At 75.8% G+C, this 25,934-nt stretch carries 9 protein-coding genes; 1 reads left to right on the top strand and 8 read right to left on the bottom strand.

Annotated features, from left to right (window positions below):
• Window positions 1-10: 10 nt before the first annotated feature.
• The 5 genes from F0L17_RS25225 to F0L17_RS25205 are packed head-to-tail and all read right to left on the bottom strand — an operon-like array spanning window position 11 to window position 3,780.
• The gene (locus tag F0L17_RS25225; protein WP_155072834.1) at window positions 11-529 is read right to left on the bottom strand and encodes an isoprenylcysteine carboxyl methyltransferase family protein; all 519 of its coding nucleotides are present in this window, start codon (window positions 527-529) and stop codon (window positions 11-13) included.
• The gene (locus tag F0L17_RS25220; protein WP_155072833.1) at window positions 526-1,614 is read right to left on the bottom strand and encodes a type III polyketide synthase; all 1,089 of its coding nucleotides are present in this window, start codon (window positions 1,612-1,614) and stop codon (window positions 526-528) included. The genes F0L17_RS25225 and F0L17_RS25220 overlap by 4 nt, the downstream gene beginning before the upstream one ends.
• Window positions 1,611-2,792 carry an NAD(P)/FAD-dependent oxidoreductase gene (locus F0L17_RS25215; protein ID WP_155072832.1) on the bottom strand — a complete coding sequence of 394 codons (1,182 nt, stop codon included), beginning with the start codon at window positions 2,790-2,792 and terminating at the stop codon, window positions 1,611-1,613. Before F0L17_RS25215 ends, F0L17_RS25220 begins: the two co-directional genes overlap by 4 nt.
• Entirely contained in the window at window positions 2,792-3,631 is an 840-nt protein-coding gene (locus tag F0L17_RS25210; RefSeq protein WP_162466675.1) for a UbiA family prenyltransferase, read from the bottom strand. Before F0L17_RS25210 ends, F0L17_RS25215 begins: the two co-directional genes overlap by 1 nt.
• The gene (locus F0L17_RS25205) at window positions 3,628-3,780 is read right to left on the bottom strand and encodes a hypothetical protein (protein WP_238419611.1); all 153 of its coding nucleotides are present in this window, start codon (window positions 3,778-3,780) and stop codon (window positions 3,628-3,630) included. The genes F0L17_RS25210 and F0L17_RS25205 overlap by 4 nt, the downstream gene beginning before the upstream one ends.
• 343 nt (window positions 3,781-4,123) lie before the next feature.
• On the opposite strand from F0L17_RS25205, the gene F0L17_RS25200 reads away from it, so the two are divergent.
• Complete coding sequence (locus F0L17_RS25200; protein WP_155072831.1) at window positions 4,124-4,684, top strand: RICIN domain-containing protein; 561 nt, start codon at window positions 4,124-4,126, stop codon at window positions 4,682-4,684.
• A 119-nt stretch (window positions 4,685-4,803) separates the two neighbouring features.
• Here F0L17_RS25200 and F0L17_RS25195 read toward each other — a convergent pair whose 3' ends face one another.
• From F0L17_RS25195 to F0L17_RS25185, 3 genes are all read right to left on the bottom strand, one after another.
• Window positions 4,804-5,316 (bottom strand): GNAT family N-acetyltransferase, encoded by a 513-nt coding sequence (locus tag F0L17_RS25195; protein ID WP_155072830.1) that lies wholly within the window; start codon window positions 5,314-5,316, stop codon window positions 4,804-4,806.
• A gap of 154 nt (window positions 5,317-5,470) precedes the next feature.
• A complete protein-coding gene (locus F0L17_RS25190; RefSeq protein ID WP_155072829.1) occupies window positions 5,471-5,674 on the bottom strand; it encodes an MbtH family protein in 204 nt (67 codons plus the stop codon).
• A 192-nt stretch (window positions 5,675-5,866) separates the two neighbouring features.
• Entirely contained in the window at window positions 5,867-25,924 is a 20,058-nt protein-coding gene (locus F0L17_RS25185) for a non-ribosomal peptide synthase/polyketide synthase (protein WP_155072828.1), read from the bottom strand.
• Window positions 25,925-25,934 lie beyond the last annotated feature (10 nt).

The raw sequence follows: 25,934 nt of genomic DNA, 5'->3' as shown, positions 1-25,934 counted from the left end.
GCGCGTCCCCTCAGGCCAGCCGCGCCAGGGCGGCGTCCTCGGCGCGGATGCGGGTGGCGAGCAGGAATCCGTTCAACGTGGTGAAGACGACCGCCGTGACCCACGCCGAGTGCACCAGCGGGAGCGCGAGCCCCTCGACGACGACGGCGACGTAGTTCGGGTGCGGGAGAAGACGGTAGGGGCCACCGGTCACGCGCGGAGCGCCGGGCACGACGATCACCCGGGTGTTCCACTGCCGCCCCAGGGTGGCGATGCACCACCAGCGCAACGCCTGCGAGGCCACGACGAGGGCGAGCATGGTCCCGGCGAGGACCGGTACGGCGTCCGGCCGGCGCACCCACACCTCAACGAGCGCGCCGACCAGCAGACCGGTGTGCAGCGCCACCATGAACGGGTAGTGCCCCCGTCCGGACTCCACGCCGCCCCGCGCGAGACTCCAGGCGGCGTTGCGGCGGGCCACGACCAGCTCGGCGACCCGTTCCAGACCGACGGCCACCACCAGGGCGGTGAACAGGACCTGACCGCTCATCCCTCGCCTCCCGGGGCGCGCAGGAGCACCAGTTCGGAGCAGAAGCCCGGCCCCATGGCGAGCATGAGCCCGTGGGAACCGGGCCGGGGCGGGCGGTCGGCGAGCGTGTCCGCCAGGACGTGCAGCACCGAGGCGGAGGACAGGTTGCCGACCCGGCGCAGCGAGTCCCAGGTCATGCCCAGGGCCTCCCGCCCGACCCCGAGGGCGTCCCGCAGCGCCTCGATGACCTTGGGGCCGCCGGGGTGCGCGACGTACCAGTCGAGGTCGTCATCGGTCAGTCCGTGGTCGGCGAGGAAGCCGCGGACGTCGTCGCCGACGTACCGGCGCACCAGGTCGGGGACCGAGGAGTCGAGCACGATCCGGAACCCGCCGGAGCCGACGTCCCAGCCCATCGTGCCTTCCGAGTCGGGGTAGAGACGGCTGCGCGAGGCGAGCACCTCGGGGCGGGCCGGGTCGTCAAAGCGCGCGAGCGGGTGCTCCGGGCCGACGGCGACCACCGCCGCGGCGCCGTCCCCGAACAGGCCGCTCACCACGAGGTTGGCGACCGAGGTGTCATCGCGCTGGAGCGTGAGCGAGCACAGCTCGACCGACATCAGCACCGCGACCCCGTCCGGGCGGCCGCGCAGCAGGTCGTGCAGGCGTGCGAGGCCGGCCGCGCCGGCGACGCAGCCGAGGCCGACCAGCGGCAGGCGCACCACGTCGGGGCGGAGCCCGATCTCCGCCGCGACGCGGGCTTCGAGCGTGGGGACGGCCACGCCGGTCACCGTGCACGACACGATGTAGTCGACGTCGGCCGGTGTGAGGCCGGCGTCCTTGAGCGCGTCGACGACCGCGCGACCGCCGAGCTCGACACCGGCCCGGATGAAGACGTCGTTCGCCCGGCCGAAGTCCCCGAGCCGGGCGTACTCCTCCAGCGGGAGCACGGTGTGTCGGGTCTCGACGCACGCGTTGCGGTGGAACCGCTCGACGACGCCGCGGTCGATCGCGCCCTCGACCAGCGTGGTGGTGAAGGACTCGGTGATCTCCTCCTGCCGGTGGCGATGCTCGGGCAGGACGCCGCGGACGCTGAGGACACGCATGGTCATGCTGGCTCCCGGGGTCGGCCGGTCGGATGGGTGGGGACGAGGAGCGCCCGGCCGAGACCGAGCGCGACGGTGGGGGTGAGCCGGCCACGGGCCAGACCGAGCTCGACGAGGTCGTCGAAGACGCGCTGGTCGGCGGCTGCGGCGCGCAGCCCGGCCTCGACGACGCGCGCGCTGCGGGCGAGCCGGGCGGCCAGGGCGGTGTGGCGCAGGTGGGCCTGCAGAATCCGGCGGGTGGCGCGGGCGTGCCGCTCCCCCGCCCGCTCGGGCCGTCCGTCGCGCAGGGCCGCGGCGGCGGCGCGACCGGCCGCGATTCCGGTGGCCACGGCGTGGTGGATGCCCTCGCCGGTCAACGGGTTCACCATGCCGGCGGCGTCGCCCACCAGCAGCACGCGGCCGGAGGGAGGACACCGACGCGCCGTCGAGAGCGGCAGGTGGTGCCCCATCCAGTGCCGCCCGCCCTCGGTCGCGCCGGGCAGGAGCGCCTCAAGGCGCTCCAACAGCCGGGCGCGGGACGGCGCCGGGCGGCCCTCGTGGAGGAACTCGCCGTACCCGACGTTGGCGTGGCCGTCACCGCGGTCGAAGGACCAGGCGTACGACGGCTGGTACCGGGTGCCGAACTCGATGACCTGCGCACCGCGCCGTCCGGGGGCGACCGGGGCGTAGCCGCGCAGTGCCAGGGCCATCGGTCCGCGGGGCCGGCCGAGCGCGCGGCGGACGGCCGAGTGGGCGCCGTCGGCGCCGACGACGACCGCGGCGGAGACCTCCCCGTCCAGGACCACCGCGTCGGCGTACCGCCGCAGGTCGCGGACCCGGTGCCGCAGGAGCCGGGCGCCGGCGGCGACCGCCGCGTCGACCAGCCGGGCGTCGAGGACCCGGCGCGGCACCACCCACGCCGGGCGGGCCGTCCGCCGCTCGACGGTCAGGCCGCCGCGGCCGAGGCGGAGACGGTCGACCGGGACCCGGTCGTCGACCAGGCCGGTGACGCCGACCTCGGCGAGGAGGTCGAGGACGTGCGGGGCCACCCCGTCGCCACAGGCCTTGTCCCGCGGGAAGTCCGCCCGGTCCAAAAGGACGACGCGCAGGTCCGGATCGGCGTGCAGCGCGCCCAGGGCGGTGGCGGCACCGGCCGGTCCGGCACCGACCACCGCGAGGTCCCAGTGGACGCGTGCCGGCGCCATCAGCCGGCCGCCACGAGCAGCACGACGTCGAGCAGGGCGATGGCCATCGCCGCCCGGAAGGGGGCACGGCCGCGGGCGACCAACGTGAGCACCGCGAGGACGGCCACCAGCGCGAGGACCGGCCACGCCCACACCGGTGGGCGCCCGGCGGGCCCGAGCGCGGCGAGCAGCGAGGCGGCGGGCAGCAGCACGGCGGCCAGGACGCGCGCGGGGCGTTCGCCGATCCGGTGCGGCAGGCCGCGGACGCCGGTGCGCTCGTCGTCGGCGAGGTCGGGCAGCGTGTTGAGCAGGTGCGCCCCGACGCCGAGCGCGGCGCCGGCGCCGGTCGCCCACAGCGGCGCCCAGGCCGGGTCGGGGCCGGCGAGGGTCACCACCGAGGGCAGCGTCCCGAAGGTGCAGGCGTACGGCGCCCAGGACCACCAGGTGGCCTTGAGCCCGAGGTTGTAGGCGTGTCCCGCGCCGACCCCGAGGACGACGTTGACCAGCGCGCTGCGTCGGCCGGCGAGTGCGGACAGCACGAGGCAGGCGAGTGCGGCCACGACCAGGGCGCGTACCACCCGGTCGACCGGGAGGTCTCCGGTGGCCAACGGCTTGTCGGTGCGGCCGACGGCACGGTCGCGGGAGAGGTCGCGCAGGTCGTTGCCCCAACCGATCGTGAGCTGGCCGGTGAACACCGCCGCGGTGACGACGGCGGCGTCGGACGGGGGCAGGTCGCCGCGGAGCGCGAGCAGGCCCGCGACGGCGGTGACCGCCAGGGCCGGGCCGCCGTGGGCGGCGGCGAGCAGCGCGCGCACGGGTGACGGTCCGGGGCGGGCCGGGGCCGCTTCGCCGGCGGTCACGGGCGTCGCCGCGCGGGCGCGGAGGTGTCGGCGCCGAGGACGGGGGGCCGCCGGGCCGGGCCGGCAGGGGCGTGCGTGTCCTCGACCCACTGGTGTCGGACGAGGACGGAGCCGATGTTCCCGGTCGCCCCGGTGACCACGATGCGCATGCAGGACCGGTGCCCCGTCATCTGAACCCTCACACAGGGCACTCCGGCATCCGGTGGACACCGCGGCGGGCACCGGGCCGATGTTGCCGCGCGCCGCGCGTGCCCTCCGTCCCGGCGGCGGGGCACGCCCCACGGGCTCCGTTCCGCGCGAGGCGGCCGGCCGCACCCCTCACTCCCGCGTGCGACCGGCGTGCGTGCCGCTCCCTTCTCGCCCCGTGCCGCCGGATCCGTCGTTCAGGGGGTTTGGTCGCCGCGCGGTGTTCCGAGCGTCGCTCTCCCCCCGACTCTGGTTCCGCACCGTCACGCCTCCACGGCGGACGGCCCCATCCTCGAAGGAGACGGCATGCCTTTCGTCCGACAGACGGCTCTCGGCGGCGCGGCGCTGCTGGCCCTGACGCTCACCGGCCTGTCCGGGACGCCGGCCGCCGCCGCGGAACCCGCCGCGGAACCCGCCGCGTCGACCGCCCAGGTGGCCCCGCAGACTCTGGTCATCCGCACGGTGAAGGACCCGAACCTCGTGCTCGACATGGCCTACGGCTCGCCGGAACCGGGCAATCCGGTCACCCTCTACCCCGCGCACGGCGGACAGAACCAGGCGTGGGAGGTGGTTCCCGTCCAGGGCGACTGGTTCCAACTCCGGAACAGGGCGTCGGGAACGTGCCTGGTCAACGGCTACCACAGCGTGGAGAACGGCCACAGGCTGGCCGGTTACGGCTGCAACAGGGGCTACGAGGACCAACTCTGGGCGCGCGTCGGCGTCGAGAACGGCAACCAGTTCACGTTGGTCAACAAGTACAGCGGCAAGTGCATGGACCAGACCCTCGACGGCACCACGCTCACCCAGGTCACCCAGTGGGACTGCCACGGGCAGGTACAGCAGCGCTGGACGGCCACGGTGGTCTGAGGCGGTCCGACCCGAGGGTCCGACACGGGCTTCCACCCTCGCCCGCTGCCCCGACGCCGACCGTCCGGGCAGCGGGCGCACTCCCGTTCGGCGGCGCGGTCCCGCCGCGGAACGGGGCGTCAGATCGCGTCGGCGGTGGAGATCACCAGCATCTTCGTCACCGTGCCGTCGTCGCCCACCACGTCGCGCACGTGCCGGAAGCCCAGGCGACGGCACATCGCCAGACTGGCGGTGTTCTCCGCCCCGACCATGCCGTAGGCCTCCTCCAGCCCCAGGTTGTCGGCGGCGTGACGCAGCAGGCCGCGGACCGCTTCGGTGCCCAGTCCCCTGCCCCAGAACTCCGGGGCGAGCGCGGTGACGAGTTCGTGACCGTCGACGTTGCCGGTCTTCTTCACTTCCGCGTGCCCGACGTACACCCCGTCGCACCACACTCCCCAGATGTCGAACAGGCGCTTGGGGTACACGTCGGTGAGGATGGCGCGGAACAGCACCCGGATGTCCGCCTCGGGTATCCGTTCCTGCCCCATCCAGCGGCACACCTCCTCGTCGCGCAGGAGAGCGACGAAGGCGTCCTCGTCCTGGGGTCGGTAGGGCCTGAACTCCAGCCGTTCGGTGCGCAGGGTGGGCGTCATGGCGACTCCTCGTGATGGAGCGGTGCGGGGCGGAGCGGCCTCGTCGCGGTGGGGCGCGGCTCGGCGGTGCGTGGGGGCCGGACCGATGCGGTGGTGTGGCACAGGACGGTGCCGGGGCGCGGCGTTCACCGCGCCCCGGCACCGGGGGCACGGGTCAGGCCCCGGCGTTCTCCATCCGTTCGCGCAGGCTGCGCGGGCGCATGTCGGTCCACACCTCGTCGACGTAGGCGGAGCACTCGGCCTCCGTGCCCTCCTTGCCGACGGGGTGCCAGCCGGCGGGCACCTCGACGTCGACCGGCCACAGCGAGTACTGCTCCTCGTCGTTGCGCAGCACCTGGTAGCGGGTGTTCTCGTCCATGTCACGCTCTCCCGTCGTGGGTTCGGTTCTCCGGCCGGCCCGGAGCGGCCGGCCCTGTTCGGTCCGTCGGCGGTGTGGGTCTCGCGGGGAGGCCCCCGGAGGGCCCGGCGCGGTCGGCGCACGGCGCCCGGGGCGCCGCCGGGGTGTGCCGGGCGCGTCCCGGCGGCACCCCGTCGGGACGGTGGGTCCTCCTCACCGGCGGCCCCGGGCGTGCCGGGCGATGTGGCGCAGGGCCTCGGCGAACTCCTCGGCGACCCTCCGCACGGTCTCCGTGGCGTGGTGGCCGGAACGGTGGTGCCAAGTGAAGGCGAGGCGTCCGTCCTGCACCGCGCCCACCACTTCCAACGGGTGCGATCCGCTGTCCCGGGGGTCGTGGTCCTGACCGAGGGAGCCGTGCTCGGCGCGCACCAGACCACCGTCGGAGGACTCCGGGCGGGAGTCCCACTGTCCGAGGTAGTTGAACACCACCTGGCCGTGGGCCGCCGCGCCGAGCCGCTCGCGCACCTCGGGCGGGCCGAAGGTGCGCAGGGCGCCGAAGCCGATCCCGTTGCCGGGCACGGTGCGCAGTTGGCGGCGCACCGACTTCACCAGGGCCCGCCAGTCGCGGGAGGGGCCGAGGTCGTCCGGTTCGGGCACCCGGAGGGCGACCGGGTGGACGGTGGTGAACCAGCCGACCGTGCGGGACAGGTCCACACCGTCGAGCAGGTCCTCGCGGCCGTGCCCCTCGAGGTCCAGTCGAACCCGGTCGTGGCCGGTCCAGCGGGCCAGGGCCAGGGCCAGGGCGGCCAGCAGGACGTCGTTGACACGGGTGCGGTAGGCGGTCGGCGCGGCGCGCAACAGCGCCGCCGTGTCCTCCTCCGCCAGCTCCACCGTGAACGTGCGGGCCTCTCCCGGGTCCGCTTCGGTCCCGAGGTCGGCCGGCGGCGGCTCGGCGGCCACCGCCTCCTCCCAGTACGGCAGTTCGTGGTCCAGGGCGCCGTCGGCGACGTGCGCGGCCAGTCCTCGGGCCCAGTCCCGGAAGGAGGTGGAGCGTTCCCCCAGCGTGACGGACTCGCCCCGCGCGGCCTGTCGGTAGGCGACCTCCAGGTCGTCCCGCAGGATCCGCCACGACACCGCGTCCACGACCAGGTGGTGGGCCACCATCAGCAGGAAGGCCCGCCGATCCGCGTCACCGGTGAACAGCGCCGCCCGCAGCAGCGGTCCGCGCCCGATGTCGAAGCCGGTGTGCAGGTCGTCGGCGGCCTTCTCCATCGCCGCGTCGGCCTCCGCGGGCGACAGTCCCGCGAGGTCGTACCGGACGAGGACGCCGTCCCCGCCGGACGGCGGCGGGTTGAACTGGTGCCAGCCGTCGCCGTCCCGGGTGAACCTCATGCGCAGGGCGTCGTGGTGCTCCAGCAGGGCGTCCAGGGCGGCGCGCAGGGCCTCCGGGTCGGGCGAGCCGTCGAGTTCCAGCAGCACCGACTGGTTGAAGTGGTGGTGATCGGCGCGCGGCGTGGTCAGGAACCACTCCTGGATGGGGGTGAGCGGCACCTCACCGGTGACCGGGCCGCTGCCGGCGCGCTGCGGCGCGGTGCCCACGACGGTGGCCAGCTCGGCCACCGTCTGGTGGGTGAACAGGTCGCGGGTGGCCAGGTGCAGGCCGTCCCGCCGCAGCCGTGACACCACCTGCATGCTCAGGATCGAGTCGCCGCCGAGGTGGAAGAAGTTGTCGTTCGCGCCGACCTCCTCCACCCCGAGGACGTCGGCCCAGATGCGGGCGATGCGGCGTTCGGTCTCGGTGCGCGGTGCGGTGCGCGGTCCGTCGGCGGTGTGCGCGGGCCCGGGGTCGGGCAGGGCGCGCCGGTCGGTCTTGCCGTTCGGGGTGAGCGGCAGTCGCTCCAGCGACACGAACGCCGACGGAACCATGTGCGGCGGCAGCAGTCCGGCGAGGTGCTCGCGCAGTTCCGCCACGGGAAGCCGCTCGGGGGCGCCCTCGGCGGGGACGGCGTAGGCCACCAGCCGCCCGGACCGCACGGCGACCACCGCGTCGCGCACCCGGGGGCTGCGGCGCAGGGCGCTCTCGATCTCGCCCGGTTCGATCCGGAAGCCGCGCACCTTGACCTGGTCGTCGGCCCGCCCGGCGAAGCGCAGTTCGCCGTCGGCGCCCCAGCGCACCAGGTCACCGGTGCGGTACATCCGCTCCCCCGGCGCGCCGAACGGGTCGGCGACGAACCGGCTCGCGGTCAGCCCCGGGCGGCCGAGGTAGCCGCGGGCGAGCCCGGGGCCCGCCACGTACAGCTCCCCGGTCACGCCGGGTGGGACGGGCCGCAGGGCGGAGTCGAGGACGTAGACACGGGTGGCACCGGCCGACCGGCCGATCGGCGGGGCGCCCGACCCCGGGACCAGGGGACCGGTCCAGGTGGCGACCACCGTGGCCTCGGTGGGTCCGTAGGAGTTGATCATCCGGCGACCGGGGGCCCACCGCCGGACCAGGTCGGCCGGGCACGCCTCGGCACCGACGATCAGGGTGCGCAGGTGCGGCAGGGCGCCGGCCGTCTCGGGCGGCACGGTGGCCAGGGCCGCCGGGGGGATCAGCGCGTGGCTGACGCGCCGCTCGGCGAGCACCTGGGCCAGCCGCTCGCCGACCAGCGGTCCCTCCTCCCCCGTCACCAGCGCGGCGCCGGAGAGCAGGGAGACGCACAGCTCCAGCACGGAGGCATCGAAGCTGGGCGAGGCGAACTGGAGCACCCGGTCGCCGGGACCCGCCGCGTAGTGCTCCGCGGCGGCCGCGGCGAAACCGGCCAGTCCGCGGTGCGGCACCACCACGCCCTTGGGCGTCCCGGTGGACCCGGAGGTGTAGATCACGTAGGCCGGGTGGTCGGGGGTGAGCGCGGCGGTGCGGTCCGCGTCCGTGGGAGCAGTGTCCGGCCCGTCCGCGGCCATGACCTCCGCGGGGTCGTCCAGGACCGTCCAGGCGCCCGCGTCGCGCGCCATGAACTCCCGCCGCTGCTCGGGGTAGGCCGGGTCCACGGGCAGGAAGGCGCCACCGGCCTTGGCGACGGCGAGTTGCGCCACCACCGTCTCCGCTGCGCGGGGCAGGGCCAGGGCGACGACGCGCTCGGGGCCGACGCCACGGTCGATCAGCCGGTGGGCCAGCCGGTTGGCCGCGCGGTCCACCTCCGCGTAGGTCAGCCGCCGGGCGCCGTCCACCAGCGCCACCGCGTCGGGCAGGCGGGCCGCCTGCCGCTCGAACAGCTCCGGCAGCGTCGCCGGCACCGGCCGCGCCGTGCCCCGCCCGTGGTCCAGCAGGACCTTCAGCGCCTCGTCGGAGGCCAGGGGCAGGACGCCCAGGGGGCGGTGCGGGTCCTCGGCGATGGCGGTCAGCAGCGTGCCGAGTTGGTCGGCCATCCGCTCGGCCGTGGCCGCGTCGAACAGGTCGGTGTTGTAGGTGAGCAGGCCGTGCAGCGCTCCGGAGTCCGTCTCGGCGAACTCCAGGGTGAGGTCGAACGCCGCGTGGTGGAGGTCCGGCTCGATGTCGTCGACGACGAGGCCGGGCAGGTCCAGATCGGCCACCGGCGCGTTCTGCAGGACCACCATGACCTGGAAGAGCGGGGTGCGGCTGGTGTCGCGCACCGGCTGCACCTCGTCCACCACCCGCTCGAACGGCGCCTCCTGGTGGGCGAAGGCGTCCAGCACCGTGTCGCGCACCTCGGCGAGGAACTCGGGGAAGGGCCGTTCCGGTTCCACCCGCGAGCGCAGCACCAGGGTGTTGACGAAGAATCCGATCAGGTTCTGGACCTCGGGCCGGTCCCGGCCGGAGGTGACGGTGCCCACGGCGATGTCCCGCCCGCCGGACAGCCGCGCCAGGAAGGTCTGCGCGGCGGCGACGAGCGTGGTGAACAGGGTGGCTCCCCGGTCCCGGCCGACCCGGGCGAGACGGCGGGCCACCGAAGGGGGCAGGACCACGCGGGTGGTCGCGCCGTCGCGGGTGCGCACCGCCGGGCGCGGCCGGTCGGTGGGCAGGTCCAGCGGCTCGATCCCGGCCAGTCGTTTCTTCCAGTACGCCAGGTGTTCGTCGGTGTCGCCCGCGGCGCGCTGCCAGTGGGCGTAGTCGGCGTACTGCACCGGCAGCGGCGGCAGTTGCCCGGTGCCGTCGCCCAGCGCGGCCCGGTAGAGGTGGGCCAGGTCGCCGGTGAGCACGGCGGTGGACCAACCATCGGTGACGATGTGGTGCAGGGTCAGGGTCAGCACGTGCTCGTCGCCGGCCAGCCGCACCAGCCCGACGCGCAGCAGCGGGCCGCAGCGCAGGTCGAAGGCGCGGGTGCGCTCGGCCGCCAGCAGCCGTTCCAGCTCCGCCGCACGGTCGGTCTCGGGCAGCTCGGACAGGTCGTGCAACGGCAGCGGCACGTCCTGCGGCGGGTGGACGATCTGCACGCCCCGGCCGTCGACCGTGTCGAAGGTGGTGCGCAGCGACTCGTGCCGGGCCACCAGGGCGCGCAGGGCCTCGCCGAGGGCGCCGGTGTCGAGCCGGCCGCGCAGGCGCAGGGCCAGTGCGGTGACGTACTCGGTGCCGCCGGGCGCGAACTCCTCCAGGAACCACAGGCGCTGCTGCGCGTAGGACATCGGGGCCGTCGCGTCGCGGGCGACCGGGACGACGGCGGTGCCCCCCGTGCCGTCGGCCCGGTGCCGCGTGAGCAGTCCGGCCAGTGCCGCCGGCGTGGGGTGGGTGAACACCGCCCGTGGCGACAGGTCCGTCCCGAACGTCTCGGCCAGGCGCGAGGCGAGGCGGATGCTGAGGATCGAGTCGCCGCCGAGGGCGAAGAAGTCGTCCTCCACCCCGGGCCCGTCCACGCCCAGCACCTCGGCGAAGACCTCCACCGTGCGGCGTTCGGCCTCGGTGCGCGGCGGGGTGGGGGTGTCGCGCTCGGCGACGGTGTCCGCCGCCGGCGCCGGCAGCGCCGCCCGGTCCACCTTGCCGTTGGCGCTCAGCGGGAGGGCCGCCAGCGGGACGAACGCCGAGGGAACGAGGTAGTCGGGCAGCGTACGGCGGGCGAACGTCCGCAGCTCCTCGCGGTCCTCCCCGGCCGGCCCGACCACGTAGGCCACCAGCCGCCGGGAGCCCGGCCGGTCCTCGCGGGCCACCACCGCCACGTCCACGACGCCGGGGTGGTCCGCCAGCGCGGCCTCCACCTCGCCGGGCTCGACCCGGAACCCGCGGATCTTCACCTGGTCGTCGGCGCGGCCCAGGAACTCGACCGTGCCGTCCGGGCGGCGCCTGGCCAGGTCGCCGGTGCGGTACATCCGGGCGCCGGGCGGCCCGCAGGGGTCCGCGAGGAACCGGGCGGCGGTGTCGCCGGGACGGCCCAGGTAGCCGCGCGCCACGCCCTCGCCCGCCAGGTACAGCTCACCCGCGCAGCCCGGCGGGACGGGCCGCAGGCGGGCGTCGAGGACGTGCGCCCGCATGTCGTCCAGGGGCCGGCCGATGGGCACGGTGTCGGGCACCGCCGCCGCGTCCGTGAGGGGGAAGGCCGTCGCGAAGGTCGTGGTCTCGGTCGGCCCGTAGCCGTCCACCACGGTCAGGCCGGGGCAGGCGGCCAGCACCCGGCGCACGGCCGCGGCGGGGACCACGTCGCCGCCGGTCCACACCTGACGCAGCCCCGCGAAGCAGTCCGGCGCGTCCTGGGACAGCAGCCGGAACAGGCCGGCCGTCAGCCACAGCGCCGTCAGCCCGCCGTCGCGGACCAACCGGCGCAGCAGGGCCGCGTCCACCGGCTGTTCGGGGGCCACCACCACGCGGCCGCCGTTGAGCAGCGGTGCCCACACCTCGAACGTGGCGGCGTCGAACGCCACCGGCGAGTGCAGCAGGACGCCTGCGCACACTCCGTCCGCGAAGCGGCCGTCGGTGGCCAGCGACGCCACGTCCCGGTGCCGCACCGCCACCGCCTTGGGCCGTCCGGTGGATCCGGAGGTGAACATCACGTAGGCCAGTCGGTCGGGGTCCGCGGGCGGGAGGGCCGACCCCGCCGGCGCGGCGGTCCGCGCGGCGGCCACCTCCTCGGCGGTGAGGCGGGCCGTGGCGTCCACCTGGGCGAGCAGGAGGTCGCGTCGTTCCCGGGGGGCACGGGTGTCCACCGGCACGTAGACTCCGCCCGCCTTGAGGACCGCGAGCTGCGCGACCACGAGTTCGGCGGAGCGGTCCATGAGCAGCGCCACCCGGCCCTCGGCCGCCAGACCGCCGACCACCAGGCGGGAGGCCACGCGGTCCGACCAGTCGGCCAGCTCCCGGTAGGTCACCCGGCGGTCGCCGTCGCACAGGGCGACCGCGTCGGGGGTGCGGCGGGCCCGCTCGGCGAAGAGGTCCACCGGGGTGCGGGCCGGTGCCCGCCGCGCGGTGGTGTTCCACCGCTCCAACAGCTCCCGGTCGGCGGTGGTGAACAGCTCCAGATCGTCCACGCCGTCCGCGCCGTCCGCGCCGCCGTCGATGCCGTCGGCGAACGCGGTGAGCAGGACCGCCAGGCGGGCCGCCGCGCGCTCCACCGTGGCGCGTTCGAACAGCGCGGCGTCGTAGGCCAGGTCGAAACCGAGCCGGTCGGCCAGGTGGGCGCGCAGGCAGAGCGGGAAGGTCGTGGCGTCCTCGGCGCGCACCTCCTCGACGCGCACGCCCGTCCTGGCCGTGGCCGACTCGTCGACGGGGTAGTTCTCGAACACCACCATGCTGTCGAACAGCGTCTCGCCCGTCGGGACCTCGCTCAGGGCCTGGATGCGGGACAGCGCGAGGAAGTCGAAGCGCCGGGCGTCGCTCTGCTGGTCCTGGAGGCCGCGCAGCCAGGGCAGGACGCCGCTCCCCGCGGGCACGCGGACCCGGGTGGGCACGGTGTTGATGAACATGCCGACCATGGACTCCACGCCCGGCAGTTCGGCCGGGCGGCCGGAGACGGTGGTGCCGAACACCACGTCGCGGCGTCCGCTGTGACGGGCCAGCAGCAGCGCCCAGGCGCCCTGCACCACGGTGTTGACGGTCAGACCGTGGCGGGCGGCCGCCTCCCGCAGCCGCAGCGAGACCCGCTCGTCCAGCTCGTGGTGGACGGCCTCGCCGGAGCGGGCGCGGTGCGCCTCGGCGGGCGTGCGGTCGTACGGCAGCGGGGTGCGCGCGGTGAAGCCGGCGAGGGTGTCGGCCCAGTACCGTTCGGCCGCGTCGTCGTCGTTGTCCTCCCGGTCGCGCAGCCACCGCAGGAAGTCCGCGAACGGCCGCCTCACCGGCGGCGCGGCGTCCGGACCGCCGGTGAGCGCCGCGTAGCGCTCGCACACCTCGGTGAGCAACTGCCCGGTGCTCCAGCCGTCCAGGACCAGGTGGTGGGAGGTCCACAGCAGCAGGACCTCGTCGTCGGGCAGGGCGGCCAGCGTGACGCGGGTGAGCGGCGCCGCGGTCAGCTCCATGCCCGTCGCGCGGTCCCGTGCCAGCAGGTCCTCGGTGGCCGTCGCGCGCTGCTCGGGCGTCAGACCGCGCCAGTCCAGGTGGGTGACGGGCAGTTCCACGCGGTGGCGCACCACCTGCACCGGGTGTGGCAGGCCCTGCCAGTGGACGGAGGTGCGCAGCGCCGGCGTGCGGTCGGCGACCTGCTGCCAGGCCGCGGCGAACGCGCGGGGGTCGGCCACTCCCGACAGCCGTACCGCCGTCCGGTTCAGGTAGGCGTCCGCCGTGTCGACCAACCCGTGGAAGAGCATCCCGGCCTGCAGGGGCGTCAGCGGCAGCACGTCGGCCACCTGCCGCCCGTCGCCGACCAACCGGTCCAGCTGTTCCTGGGTGAGCGAGGCGAGCGGGAAGTCGGACGGGGTGCGGCCGCCCGCGTCCGGCCGGGCGCAGTGCGCCACGATCTCGCGGAGCGCCGTGCGCATCTCCTCGGCCAGGTGCCGCACGGTGGCCTCGTCGTAGACGGCCGTGGGGTAGGTCCAGCCGAGTTCGAGGCGGCCGCCCTGGACCACGCCGGTGACGTCCAGCAGGTAGGGGCGGGGCTCGTCCGGGTCGGTGTCGCGGCCGACCGGCGGCAGCGCGGCGCGGTACAGGCCGTCGGCCTCCGGACCGGCGGCGCCGGCGTCCCACCGCCCGTGGTAGTTGAAGCCGACCCGCGGTGTCGGGGTGTCGGCCAGCGGGCTGTCGGGCAGCAGCCGGCGCAGCGCGCCGTGGCTCAGGCCGCGCAGCGGCACCGCCCGCAGCCGCTCCTTGACGGATCGGAGGGTGTCGCGCCAGTCGGCGTCGGGGGCGGCGGTCAGGGCGAGGGGGAACTCGGCCGTGAACCAGCCCACCGTCCGTGACAGGTCCAGGTCGTCGAAGAGGTCCTCGCGGCCGTGCCCCTCCACCCCGATCAGGACGGTGTCGCGTCCGCACCAGCGGGCCAGGGTGCGGCCCAGGGCGCTGAGGAGCACGTCGTTGACCTGGGTGCGGTAGACGTCGGGGACCTGGCGCAGCAGGGCGTCGGTCTCCTCCGGTTCCAGGGCCACGGTGACGGTGGCGGCTGTGCCGTGGGTGTTGGGACCGGGCCGGCCGGCGGGCAGGTCGGCCGGGGCGGCGCAGGTGCGCTCCCAGTGGGCCAGGTCGGCGTCCAGGGCGCCGGAGCGGGTGTGCCGCTCCAGCCGGGCCGCCCAGTGGCCGTACGCGGTGCCGATCGGGGGCAGTTCGACGGGCCGGCCGGCCGCGGCGGCCCGGTAGGCGGTCTCCAGGTCCGCCAGCAGGATCCGCCAGGAGACCCCGTCGACCACCAGGTGGTGGACGGTGATCAGGAGCTGCGCCGGTCGGCTCGGGCCCCGGTCGAGGAACAGGGCCCGTACCACCCGTCCCTGGGTGGGGTCGAGCGAGGCCCGCGCGGCGTCCGCCGCGCGCCGCGCCTCCTCCTCCAGCGCCGGGGCGTCCAGGTCCGCCGCGTCGTGGCGGGTGAGGACACCGTCCGGCGCGTCCGGCAGGACTTCCTGGTGCCAGCCGCGGTCGGTGTGGCGGAACCGGGTGCGCAGCGCCGCGTGGTGGGCCACCAGCGTGTCGATCGCCTGCCGCAGGGCCGCCGGGTCGGTGCCCGGGGCCAGTTCCAGACGTTGGGTCATGGTGAAGCGCAGCGCGTCGCCGGGGCGGCGACCGTCGAGGTACCAGCGCTGGATGGGAGTGAGCGGCGCCTCGGTGGGCGCGGTGCCGTCCGTGGCGGCCTGCCGCGGGTCCGCCTCCGCGGTGCGCAGGGCGAGCTCGGCGACGGTCTGGTGACGGAAGACGTCCTTGGTGGTGAGGGCGAGTCCGGCGGCGCGGGCCCGGGAGACGATCTGGATGGAGAGGATCGAGTCGCCGCCCAGGGCGAAGAAGTTGTCCCGCGCGCCCACTCGTTCGACGCCCAGGACCTCGGCCCAGACGGCGGCCAGGGTCTCCTCGGTGCCGGGGCGCGGCGCCACGTACGGCGTGGCGCTGTCGGGCTGCGCCGGCGGGGCGGGCAGTGCGCGCCGGTCGGTCTTGCCGCTGCTGGTGCGCGGGATGCGCGCCAGCGGGACGAACGCCGCGGGCACCATGTGGTCCGGCAGGGTCCGCCGCAGCCTCACCCGCAGTTCGTCGGCCGGCGGGGTGCGGTCCCCGGCGGGCACCAGATAGGCCACGAGCATGGTGCGGCCGGCGTGCTCGCGGGCGACCACCACGGCCTCGGCGACGTCCGGGTGGTCGCCGAGGGCGGCCTCCACCTCGCCCGGTTCGATGCGGAAGCCGCGGATCTTGACCTGGTCGTCGGTTCGGCCCAGGAACTCCAACAGTCCGTGCGCGTCCCAGCGGGCGCGGTCGCCGGTGCGGTACATCCGCTCCCCCGGCGCGCCGAACGGGTCGGGCAGGAAGCGCGCGGCGGTCAGCCCCGGGCGGTTCAGGTAGCCGCGGGCCACCTGTGCCCCGGCCAGGTACAGCTCGCCCGGTGTGCCGGGCGGGACCGGTCGCAGCGCGCCGTCGAGCACGTAGGCGCGCAGGTTGCGGCCGGGGCGGCCGATGACGGGGCGCTCCGGCCGCTCGGCGCAGCGGCCGTAGACGGCGTCGACGGTGCACTCGGTGGGCCCGTACATGTTGTGGGCGACGACGCCGAGGCCCGCCTCGGCCGCGCACAGCTCCCGCCACGCGGCGCTGTCGATCGCCTCGCCGCCCACCAGCAGCAGGCGCGGGTGGTGGCGGCCGGGCGCGAGGAGCCCGGCGGCGGTGAGTTCGCGCAGGAAGGACGGGGTGACGTTCACCAGGTCCAGGCGCCGCTTCGCGACCAGGGCGCAGAAAGCCTCCGGGTCCAGCCGCACGTCCTCGTCGACCAGGTGCACCTCCTGGCCCAGGGCGAGCAGCAGCGGCCCCTCCCAGGAGGTGTCGAAGGAGAACGACGCGCTGATCGCGGCGCGCAGCCGCCGCCCGTCCGCGGTGTGCGGCGCGACGAGCCCCTCCCGGTGGTCGTGACAGAGGTTGGCCAGGTGGCGGTGTTCCACCGCGACGCCCTTGGGGCGGCCGGTGGAACCGGAGGTGTAGACGATGTAGGCGGTGTTCTCCGGGTGCAGCGGGGCGAGCCGGTCGGCGTCGGTGGGGTCGTGGGCGGGCAGCCGGTCCCAGGGCACCTCGCGCAGGGCGGCCTCGTCCAGCACCACAGCCGGTCCGGCGTCGGCCAGGAGGAACGCGACGCGCTCGGCGGGCAGGTCGGGGTCCAGGCCGAGCAGGGTGCCGCCCGCCTTGAGGACGGCGAGCAGCGCCGCGTACGCCTGGGAGGTGCGCGGCAGGCGGGCGGCGACCACGGTCTCGGGGCCGACGCCGGAGGCGATGAGGTGGTGGGCCAGCCGGTTGGCCCGGTCGTTGAGGGCGGCGAAGTCGAGCGTGGCGTCCCGGGCCACCAGGGCGGTGGCGTGCGGGGTGCGGGCGGCCTGCGCCTCGAACAGGGCCGTCAGGCTCGTGGGGGCGGCGTCCGCGGCCGGCAGCCCGGCGCCCTGCCACCGGTGGAGCACCCGGTCCCGCTCGGCGGCGGTCATCAGCGGCAGCGCGCCGGTCTCCCGGTCCGGGTCCTCGGCGGCGGCCTCCAGCAGCAGTCGCAGTCGGGCCGCCAGCCGCTCGGCGGTGTCCGCGTCGAACAGGCCGGTGTTGTACTCCAGGTAACCGGTGACGCCGCCGTCTCTCTCCACGAAGTCGAAGGAGAGGTCGAAGCCGGCGTACCGGACCGGCGGTGTCACCGGTTCGACCTCCAGGCCCGGCAGGCGGGGCGCCTCGGCGCCCAGGTTGTGCAGCGCCACCATGACCTGGAACAGGGGGGTGCGGCTGGTGTCCCGCTCGGGTTGGAGGGCGTCCACCAGCTTCTCGAAGGGCACCTCCTGGTGGGCGAACGCCTCCAGGACGGTGGCCCGCACCCGGTGCAGCAGCTCGCGGAACGTCATGCCGGGACGCACCCGGTTGCGCAGCACCAGGGTGTTGACGAACATGCCGACCATGTCGTGGAGTTCGGGGCGTTCGCGCCCGGCGGTCACCGTGCCGACGGCGACGTCCTCCTGGTCGGCCCAGCGGGAGAGCAGGACCGTGCAGGCGGCCAGCAGCGTCATGTAGAGGGTGGCGTCGGCGTCGCGGCCCGTCTCGCGCAGCCGCTCGGTCAGGGCGGTGGGGAGGGTGAAGGTCACCAGCGCCCCGTCGCGGGTGCGCACGGCGGGTCGGGGCCGGTCGGTCGGCAACTCCAGCGGGGCCAGGCCGTCCAGCGCCTCGCGCCAGTGGGCGAGTTGCTCGTCGACCCGCTCGGTGCGGGCGCGCTGCCAGGCGGCGTAGTCGGCGTACCGCACGGGCAGTTCGGGCAGTTCGGGCCGGCGGCCCTCCCGCGCCGCCGCGTACAGCTCCCCCAGGTCCCGGCCGAGGACGGCGACGGACCAGCCGTCGGTGACGATGTGGTGGACGGCCAGGACCAGCACGTGCTCGTCGGCGGCCAGGCGTGCCAGCCGGGCGCGCAGCAGGGGCCCGGTGCCCAGGTCGAAGGGGGTGCCGGCCTCGCGTTCCAGGAGCGCGTCCAGGGCGGCCCGGGTGTCCCCGGCCGAGGGGCCGGTGAGGTCCTCCAACGGCAGGTCCACCGGGTGGGGCGGGTGTACGAACTGCCGGGCGCGGCCGTCGGTCTCGGCGAACGTGGTGCGCAGCGCCTCGTGCCGGGCCACCAGGCCGTCCAGGGCGCCGCGCAGGGCGGCCTCGTCGAGCCGGCCGCGCAAGCGCAGCACGGACAGGGTCGTGTACTCGGTGCCGCCCGGTTCGAAGCGGTCGAGGAACCACAGGCGCTGCTGCGCGTACGACAGCGGGAGCGGGGTGTCCGGGTCGGCGGCCGGTATGGCGTCGGCCGACCCGGCCGGTTCGCCGTCCGAGGGCTCGGCCGGTTCGCCGAGGGCGGCGGCCAGGTCGGCCACCGTGGGGTGGGTGAACAGCAGCCGGGGCGAGACGTCCGCGCCGAAGGCCGTGCGCAGCCGGGAGGTGACGCGGACGGCGAGGATGGAGTCGCCGCCGAGGGCGAAGAAGTCGTCGCCGGCTCCCACGTCGACCGCGTCCAGGACATCGGTGAAGGCGGCGGCGACCGCGCGCTCGGCCCGGGTGCGCGGCGGGGTGCGGTCGGTGCCGGCGGCGAAGCCGTCCGGTCCGGGCGCCGGCAGGGCGCGCCGGTCGAGTTTGCCGTTGACGGTCAGCGGCAGCGCCTCCATCGGCACGTAGGCGGCGGGCACCATGTGCGCGGGCAGCAGGCGCTCCAGGTGGGCGCGGAGTTCGGCGGCGGGCGGCGGGGCGGCGGCCTCCCCACCGCCCGCGCCGACGACGTGCGCGACCAGCCGCCGCGTCCCGGCGGTGTCCTCGTACACGCCCACCGCGGCGGCGCCGACGCCCGGGTGGGCATGGAGGGCGGCCTCGATCTCGCCGGGCTCGATGCGGTAGCCGCGGATCTTCACCTGCTGGTCGGCGCGGCCCAGGTACTCCAGCGTGCCGTCGGCCCGCCACCGGGCCCGGTCGCCGGTGCGGTACATGCGACCGCCGGGCGACCCGAAGGGGTTCGCCACGAAGCGGGACGCGGTCAGACCGGGCCGGCCCAGGTAGCCGCGGGCCAGGCCCTCCCCCGCCACGTACATCTCGCCGACGGCGCCGGGCGGCACGGGGGCCAGGGCGTCGTCGAGCACGTACACCCGCAGGTCGGGTATGCCGGTGCCGATGGGACTGGCGGCGCCCGTGCGGGCCGTCGCGCGGTCCAGGGGTTCGTAGGTGACGTGCACGGTGGTCTCGGTGATGCCGTACATGTTCACCAGGCGCGGAGCGGTGTCCGGGTGGCGCGCGTACCAGTCGGACAGCCGCTCGACGTCCAGCGCCTCGCCTCCGAAGATCACCGTGCGCAGGGCCAGGCGCGCGCTCGGCTCGGGGTGCTCGGCGTCCGCACGCACCAGCGGGTAGAAGGCGGACGGGGTCTGGTTGAGGACCGTGACCCGCTCGTCCGCCAGCAGACGCAGGAAGTCCTCCGGGGAGCGGGCGGTGTCGTCGGGGACGACGACGAGCCGACCGCCGTGCAGCAGCGCGCCCCAGATCTCCCACACCGAGAAGTCGAAGGCGTAGGAGTGGAAGAGCGTCCACACGTCCGTCTCGTCGAAGGCGAACCAGTGGCGGGTGCGGTCGAACAGCCGCACCACGTTGGCGTGCGGCACCACCACGCCCTTGGGCCGGCCGGTCGAGCCGGAGGTGTAGATGGCGTAGGCCGGGTTCCGGGGCAGCGGTCGGCGGGCCGGGGCCGGTCCGCCGGGCGGGCGGTGCGCGAGGTCGGCGCGGACCGCGGCGTCGTCCAGCGGCAGGACGGGCACGGCGGTGCCCTCCGCCCGTCCGGCGGCCGGGGCGGTGGTGACCAGCATCACCGGCGCGGCGTCCCGGAGCAGGTGGGCGACGCGCTCGGCCGGCAGTTTGGGGTCGATCGGCAGGTAGGCCGCGCCCGTCTTCAGCACGGCCAGGATCGCCACGACCAGCTCCGTGGAGCGGGGCAGGGCCAGCGCCACGAAACGCTCGGGCCCGGCACCGGCCTCGGCCAGTCGGTGGGCGAGCCGGCCGGCCCGCGCGTCGAGTTCGGCGTAGTCGAGGTGGTCGCCCGCGCAGGTGACGGCGGTGGCGCCGGGGGTGCGGGCGGCCTGGGCCTCGAACAGGTCCACCAGGGTCCGCTCGGGGCTGCCGTGCTCGGTGCCGTTCCAGTCCTCCAGCATCCGCCGCCGTTCCTCGACGGTGGTCCAGGCCAGCGCGCGCAGCGGCCTGCCGGGATCGTCGGCGATCCCCGTCAGCAGCAGGCACAGCCGGTCGGCGATCGCCCGGACGGTCCCGACGTCGAACAGCTCCGGGTCGTAGGCCAGGTCGAAGCCGACCCGCTCGCCCTGGTAGGCGCGGAGCACGAGCGGGTAGTTGGTGGCGTCCCGGGAGGCGACGTCGACCAGGCGCACGCCCGAGCCGGCCGTGCGTGCCTCGTCGAAGGGGTAGTTCTCGAAGGCGACCATGCTGTCGAACAGCGCGGCGCCCGACGGCACGTCGCTCAGGCCGGTCAGTTCGGCGAGGGAGACCGACGCGAAGCGCCGTGACTCGGCCTGGGCCTCCTGGAGTTCCCGCAGCCACTCGACGGCCGTGCGCCGGCCGTCCACCCGGACCCGGGTGGGCAGGGTGTTGATGAACATGCCCACCATCGACTCCACGCCGGGCAGGTCGTCGGGGCGCCCCGAGACGGTGGTGCCGAACACCACGTCCCGTTCCGCGCTGTAGCGGGACAGCAGCAACGCCCAGGCGCCCTGCACCACCGTGCCCAGGGTGAGCCCGGCCTCCCGGGCGGTGCAGGCCAGCCGCCGGGACGCCTCGTCGGACAGGCCGGACGCGAGGACGTCCGCGGACCGGGCCCGGTGCGCCTCGCGGACGGGGCGGTCGGCGGGCAGCGGGGTCGGCGTGGCGAAGCCGTCCAGGACCTCGCGCCAGTGGTCCCGCGCGGCGTCGGCGTCCTGGTCGGCCAGCCACCGCACGTAGTCGCCGAAGGGCCGGCGCACCGGCGGGCGCGCCTCGCCTCCGGCGGTGAGGGCCGCGTACTCCTCGCACACCTCGGTGAGCACCTGGGCCAGGCTCCACCCGTCCAGGATCAGGTGGTGGGAGGTCCACAGCAGGTGCAGCCGCGCGTCGGGCAGCCGCACCAGGGTGAGCCGCATCAGCGGGGCCACGGTGAGGTCCACTCCGCGCGCCAGGTCGTCGGAGCGCAGCCGGGCGAACTTCTCCTCGCGCTCCCGTGCGTCCACCTCGCGCCAGTCCAGGTGGGTCACCGGCACCCGGACGTCCCGGTGCACGACCTGGAGCGGAGCGGGCACGTCCTCCCACACCACCGAGGTCCGCAGCGCGGGGGTGCGGTCGGTCACCCGCTGCCAGGCGAGGGCGAAGGCGTGCGGGTCCGACACGCCCTCCAGCAGCAGGGCGGCCTGGTCCACGTACACGTCGTCCGGTCCGCCGACCAGACGGTGGAAGAGCATGCCCTCCTGGAGCGGGGTCAGCGGGAGGAGGTCCTCCACCCCGCGGCCGTCGCCGACCAGCCGGTCGACGCCGGCCTGGTCCAGGCCGGCCAGGGGGAAGTCGGAGGGGGTGCGGCCGCCGGCGTCCGGCCGGGCGCAGTGCTCGGTGATCGCGGCCAGCGCCCGGACCATGCCGTCCGCGAGGTTTTGGACGGTGTCCGTGTCGTGCACCCGGTCGCTGTAGTGCCAGGTGAACTCCAGCTCCCCGTCGGCCACCACCGCCGAGACGTCCAGCAGGTGGTCCAGCGGCTCGTCGGCCGCCACCTCCCGTCCGGGTGCCTCGCCGGCCGGGGCGAAGTCCCCTCCGGCGGGCGTGTCCCACTGCCCGTGGTAGTTGAAGCTCACCTGGGGCAGCGGCAGGTCCCGCAGGGCGCGGGCGGACGGGTCGGGCGAGCCCAGGCGGGCCGGCGCCTCGTAGCTCAGGCCGCGCCGGGGCACGGCCCGCAGCCGCTCCTTCACGTCCTTCAGCGTGGCGCCCCAGTCCGGCGCGTCCGACGGTCCGACCGGGGCGAGGGTGACGGGATACTGGGTGGTGAACCAGCCGACCGTCCGCGACACGTCGATCGGGTCGTCGGCCTCCGGGCCGGCGGGGCCGACGAGCTCCTCCCGGCCGTGGCCCTCCAGGGCGACGGTGACCCGGTCGGTGCCCGCCCAGTCGGCGAGCACCCGGCCCAGGGCGGTCAGCAGTACGTCGTTGACCTGGGTGCGGTAGACCCCGGGGACCCGGCGCAGCAGCGCCTCGGTGCCGGCGCGGTCCACCCGGGCGCGGACGGTGCGCACCGATCCGGCGAGCGGCGTGCCGGGCCGGTCGACGGGCAGCGGGGTGCGCGGCCGGGCGGCCTCGGCGGTCCAGTACGGCAGGTCGTCGTCCAGGTCGCCGGCCCGCACCCGCCGGGACAGGTGCGCGGCCCAGTCGGCGAACGGTGTGGTGGCGGGCTCCAGGCTGATCGGTTCGCCCGCGACCGCCTGCCGGTACGCCCGTTCCAGGTCGGCCAGGAGGATGCGCCAGGAGACGCTGTCCACGGCCAGGTGGTGGGCCGTCAGGAAGAGCTGGGGCCGCCCGCCGTCCGGGGACGGCAGCAGGACCGCGCGCAGCAGGGCGCCGGAGGCCGGGTCCAGGGCCGCGCGGGCGGCGTCGGCGACCCCGGTCCGTGCCGACTCCCGGTCGTCGCCGGTGGTGGTGCCGGTGGCGGGCGGGTCGTGACGGGTCAACAGCCCGGTGACCGGCCCCTCGCCGGGGTGCTGTCTCCAGGTGTCCCCGACGCGTTCGAATCGGGTGCGCAGCGCGGGATGGTGGGTGACCACCGCTTCCAGGGCCTGTCGCAGGGCCCGTTCGTCGAGGTCGCGCGGCAGGTCGAGCAGCATCGACATGCCGAAGTGCCGCAGCGGGCCGTGGGTGGCGAAGAACCACTCCTGGACGGGGGTCAGCGGGGCCGGACCGTCCTCGCGCGGCCGTCGGGGGGCGGGCGTCCGGACGGCCCGGTGGGACGCGGCGGCGGCCAGGTCGGCCACCGTCTGATGGCGGAAGACGTCCCGTGAGGTCAGGTGCAGGCCCGCAGCGCGGGCCCGGGAGACGGCCTGGATGGAGAGGATGGAGTCGCCGCCCAGCTCGAAGAAGTTGTCGGTGACGCCCACCCGGGTCACGCCCAGCACCTCGGACCAGATGCCGGCCAGTGTCTCCTCGTCGGGGGTGCGCGGGGCGACGAACTCCCGTTCGCGCGGGGCCGCGTCGAGGTCGGGGGCGGGCAGGGCCCGGCGGTCCAGCTTGCCGCTGGTGGTCAGCGGCAGGGCGTCGAGCACGGTGAAGGAGGAGGGCACCATGTGGTCGGGCAGGACCCGCCGGCAGGCCGCCCGCAGTTCGGATGCGACGGGCCGCGCGGCGCCCGCGGCGGGCACGAGGTAGGCGGCCAGCCGGGTGTGGCCGTGGGGGTCGGCCACCGCGACGACGGCCGCGGCGGCGACGTCCGGCAGGTCCAGCAGGACCGCCTCGATCTCGCCCGGCTCGATGCGGTGGCCACGCACCTTGACCTGGTCGTCGGCGCGACCGAGGTAGTCCAGCCGTCCGTCGGCGGTCCAGCGGGCCAGGTCGCCGGTGCGGTACATCCGCTCCCCCGGCGCGCCGAACGGATCGGGCAGGAAACGGGCGGCGGTCAGACCCGGGCGGTTCAGATAGCCGCGGGCCACCTGCTCACCCGCCAGGTACAGCTCGCCGCCGACACCGGGCGGCACGGGCTGGAGCCGGTCGTCGAGGACGTAGGCCCGCACGCCCGGCAGCGGCCGGCCCACCAGCGGGGGGCCGGCCCCCTCGACGCGGCAGGCCAGGGCGTCGACCGTGCACTCGGTGGGGCCGTAGAAGTTGTACGCGGTGACGTCGTCGCGGCCGGCCAGCTCGCGCCACAGGCCGGGACCGATCGCCTCGCCGCCGAGCATCAGCACCCGGGGGCGGTGGCGCGGGTCGGTGAGCAGCCCGGCGGGCAGCAACTGTCGCAGGTAGGACGGGGTCAGGTCCAGGAAGTCGATGCGGTGTTCGACGACGTACTCGACCAGGGCGGCCGGATCCAGCCGGGTCGTCTCGTCGACCAGGTGCAGCCGGTGGCCGTCGGCCATCAGCAGCACGCCCTCCAGCGAGGTGTCGAAGGAGAACGACGCGGTCAGCGCCACCCGCAGCGGGCCGCCGCCCGCCTCGGCGACGAACCCCTCGCGGTGGCCGGCCAGCAGGTTGGTCAGGGAGCGGTGCGCCACGACCACGCCCTTGGGACGGCCGGTGGAGCCGGAGGTGTGGATGACGTACGCGGTGTTCTCCGGGCGCAGCGGGGCGAGCCGGTCGGCGTCGGTGGGGTCGTGGGCGGGCAGCCGGTCCCAGGGCACCTCGCGCAGGGCGGCCTCGTCCAGCACCAGGGCGGGTTCGGCGTCCCGGAGCAGGAACCGTATGCGCTCCTCGGGCAGTTCGGGGTCGATGGGCAGGTAGCCGGCGCCGGACTTCCACACGGCGAGAGCCGCCACGATCATGTCGGCGGTGCGCGGCAGCCGCAGCGCGACCAGCCGCTCGGGGCCGGCGCCGAGGGCGATGAGGTGGTGGGCCAGCCGGTTGGCGCGGGCGTTGAGCGTCGCGTAGTCCAACCGCGTCTCCCCCGCGACCAGGGCGATGGCTTCGGGGGTGCGGGCCGCCTGCCGCTGGAAGACCTCGGGGTAGGTGGTGGCGGGGGCCGGGCGCGCGGTGGTGTTCCAGTCGACCGTCACCCGCCGCACCTCCCGGGGGGAGAGCAGCGGCAGGGTGCCCAGCGGCCGGTCCGGTTCGGCGACGGCGCCCTCCAGCAGCCGCAGCAGTTGGTCCGCCATCCGCCGCGCGGTGTCCGCGTCGAACAGGTCGGTGCGGTACTCCAGCAGGCCGGTCAGCCGCTCCCCGTCCGGCACGAACTCCACGCTCAGGTCGAAGGTGGCCGCCTGCCGCGGCACGGTGACCGGTGAGGTGGCCAGGCCCCGTGGCGCGGGCGCCGCGGGTGGGGCCGGGTGGAGCAGGACCATCACGTCGAACAGGGGGTTGCGGCCCGCCTCCCGGGTCGCGCCCACGGCCTCCACCAGCCGCTCGAACGGCGTGTCGCCGTGGGCGAAGGCATCGTTGACGGTGTCGGCGGCGGCCGTCAGCAGGTCGCGGAAGGATCCGCCGGCCTCGACGGGGGTGCGCAGCACGACGGTGTTGGCGAAGAAGCCGACGGCCCGCTCCAGGTCGGTGCGGGGACGCCCGGGGGTCAGGGAGCCGACGGTGACGTCGCCCTGTCCGGACCAGCGGGCCAGGAGCGCCTGGCAGCCGGCGACCAGGGAGGTGAACAGCGTGGTGTGCCGCTCCGTCGCGAGTTCGCGCAGCCGGGCCACGGTGTCGGCGGGAACGGTGAAAGTGTGGACCGCGCCCGCCCCGGACTCCTCGCCGCGGCGCGGACGGTCCAGCGGCAGTTCCGGCGGTACGGCGCCGGACAGCTTCTCGGACCAGTGGTCCAGATCCCGCTCCAGACGGGAGCCGGACAGCTGTTCGCGCTGCCACACCGCGAAGTCCGGGTACTGCGTCGCCACCGGCGCCAGGTCCGGTGCGGCGCCGCGGGCCAGGGCCTCGTAGGCGGTGCACAGCTCCTCCAGCAGCACGCCCATCGACCAACCGTCGGTGACGATGTGGTGCGCGGTCAGCAGCAGCACGTGCGAGGTGTCCGACTCCCGCAGCAGCAGGGCGCGCAGCAGCGGGCCGGTGCGCAGGTCGAACGGGCGAGAGTACTCCGCCAGCAGCGCCGCCTCCAGGGCGGGCGCCCCGTCGTCGGTGGCGACGGTGGGACGCCGCGCGTCCGGCGCGACGTCCCGGACCGGCAGCGGTACCGGACCGGCCGGGCGCACGGTCTGCACCGGCCCTCCGTCGACCTCCTCGAACGTGGTGCGCAGCGCCTCGTGGCGCTCCACCACGGTGGCCAGGGCTCGGGAGAGGGCCCGGTGGTCCAGTGAGCCGGTGAACCGCAGCGCGACCGCGCTGTTGTAGCGGGGGTCGCCGGGCCGCAGCCGGTCCAGGAACCACAGCCGCTGCTGGGCGAAGGACAGCGGCAGGGGCCGCGTCCGGTCCGCGTGCGGGATGCCCTGTCGGGCCTTCCCCTCCGGTGTGCCGGCGCGGCCGGCCAGTCGGCGGCGCAGCGCCTCCTGGAGGTCCTGGGGCAGGGCCTGGGCACGGTTTCGCTTCGAAGACGTCATGGTTGTTCGG

Source organism: Streptomyces taklimakanensis (assembly GCF_009709575.1).
GTDB classification, from domain to species: domain Bacteria; phylum Actinomycetota; class Actinomycetes; order Streptomycetales; family Streptomycetaceae; genus Streptomyces; species Streptomyces taklimakanensis.
This window is presented reverse-complemented; position numbering and strand designations above follow the sequence as displayed.

Coding starts and splice junctions, on each gene's coding strand:
- F0L17_RS25185 (WP_155072828.1), bottom strand. CDS start 25,924: ATGACGTCTTCGAAGCGAAACCGTGCCCAGGCCCTGCCCCAGGACCTC.
- F0L17_RS25225 (WP_155072834.1), bottom strand. CDS start 529: ATGAGCGGTCAGGTCCTGTTCACCGCCCTGGTGGTGGCCGTCGGTCTG.
- F0L17_RS25190 (WP_155072829.1), bottom strand. CDS start 5,674: ATGGACGAGAACACCCGCTACCAGGTGCTGCGCAACGACGAGGAGCAG.
- F0L17_RS25205 (WP_238419611.1), bottom strand. CDS start 3,780: ATGCGCATCGTGGTCACCGGGGCGACCGGGAACATCGGCTCCGTCCTC.
- F0L17_RS25200 (WP_155072831.1), top strand. CDS start 4,124: ATGCCTTTCGTCCGACAGACGGCTCTCGGCGGCGCGGCGCTGCTGGCC.
- F0L17_RS25195 (WP_155072830.1), bottom strand. CDS start 5,316: ATGACGCCCACCCTGCGCACCGAACGGCTGGAGTTCAGGCCCTACCGA.
- F0L17_RS25215 (WP_155072832.1), bottom strand. CDS start 2,792: ATGGCGCCGGCACGCGTCCACTGGGACCTCGCGGTGGTCGGTGCCGGA.
- F0L17_RS25220 (WP_155072833.1), bottom strand. CDS start 1,614: ATGACCATGCGTGTCCTCAGCGTCCGCGGCGTCCTGCCCGAGCATCGC.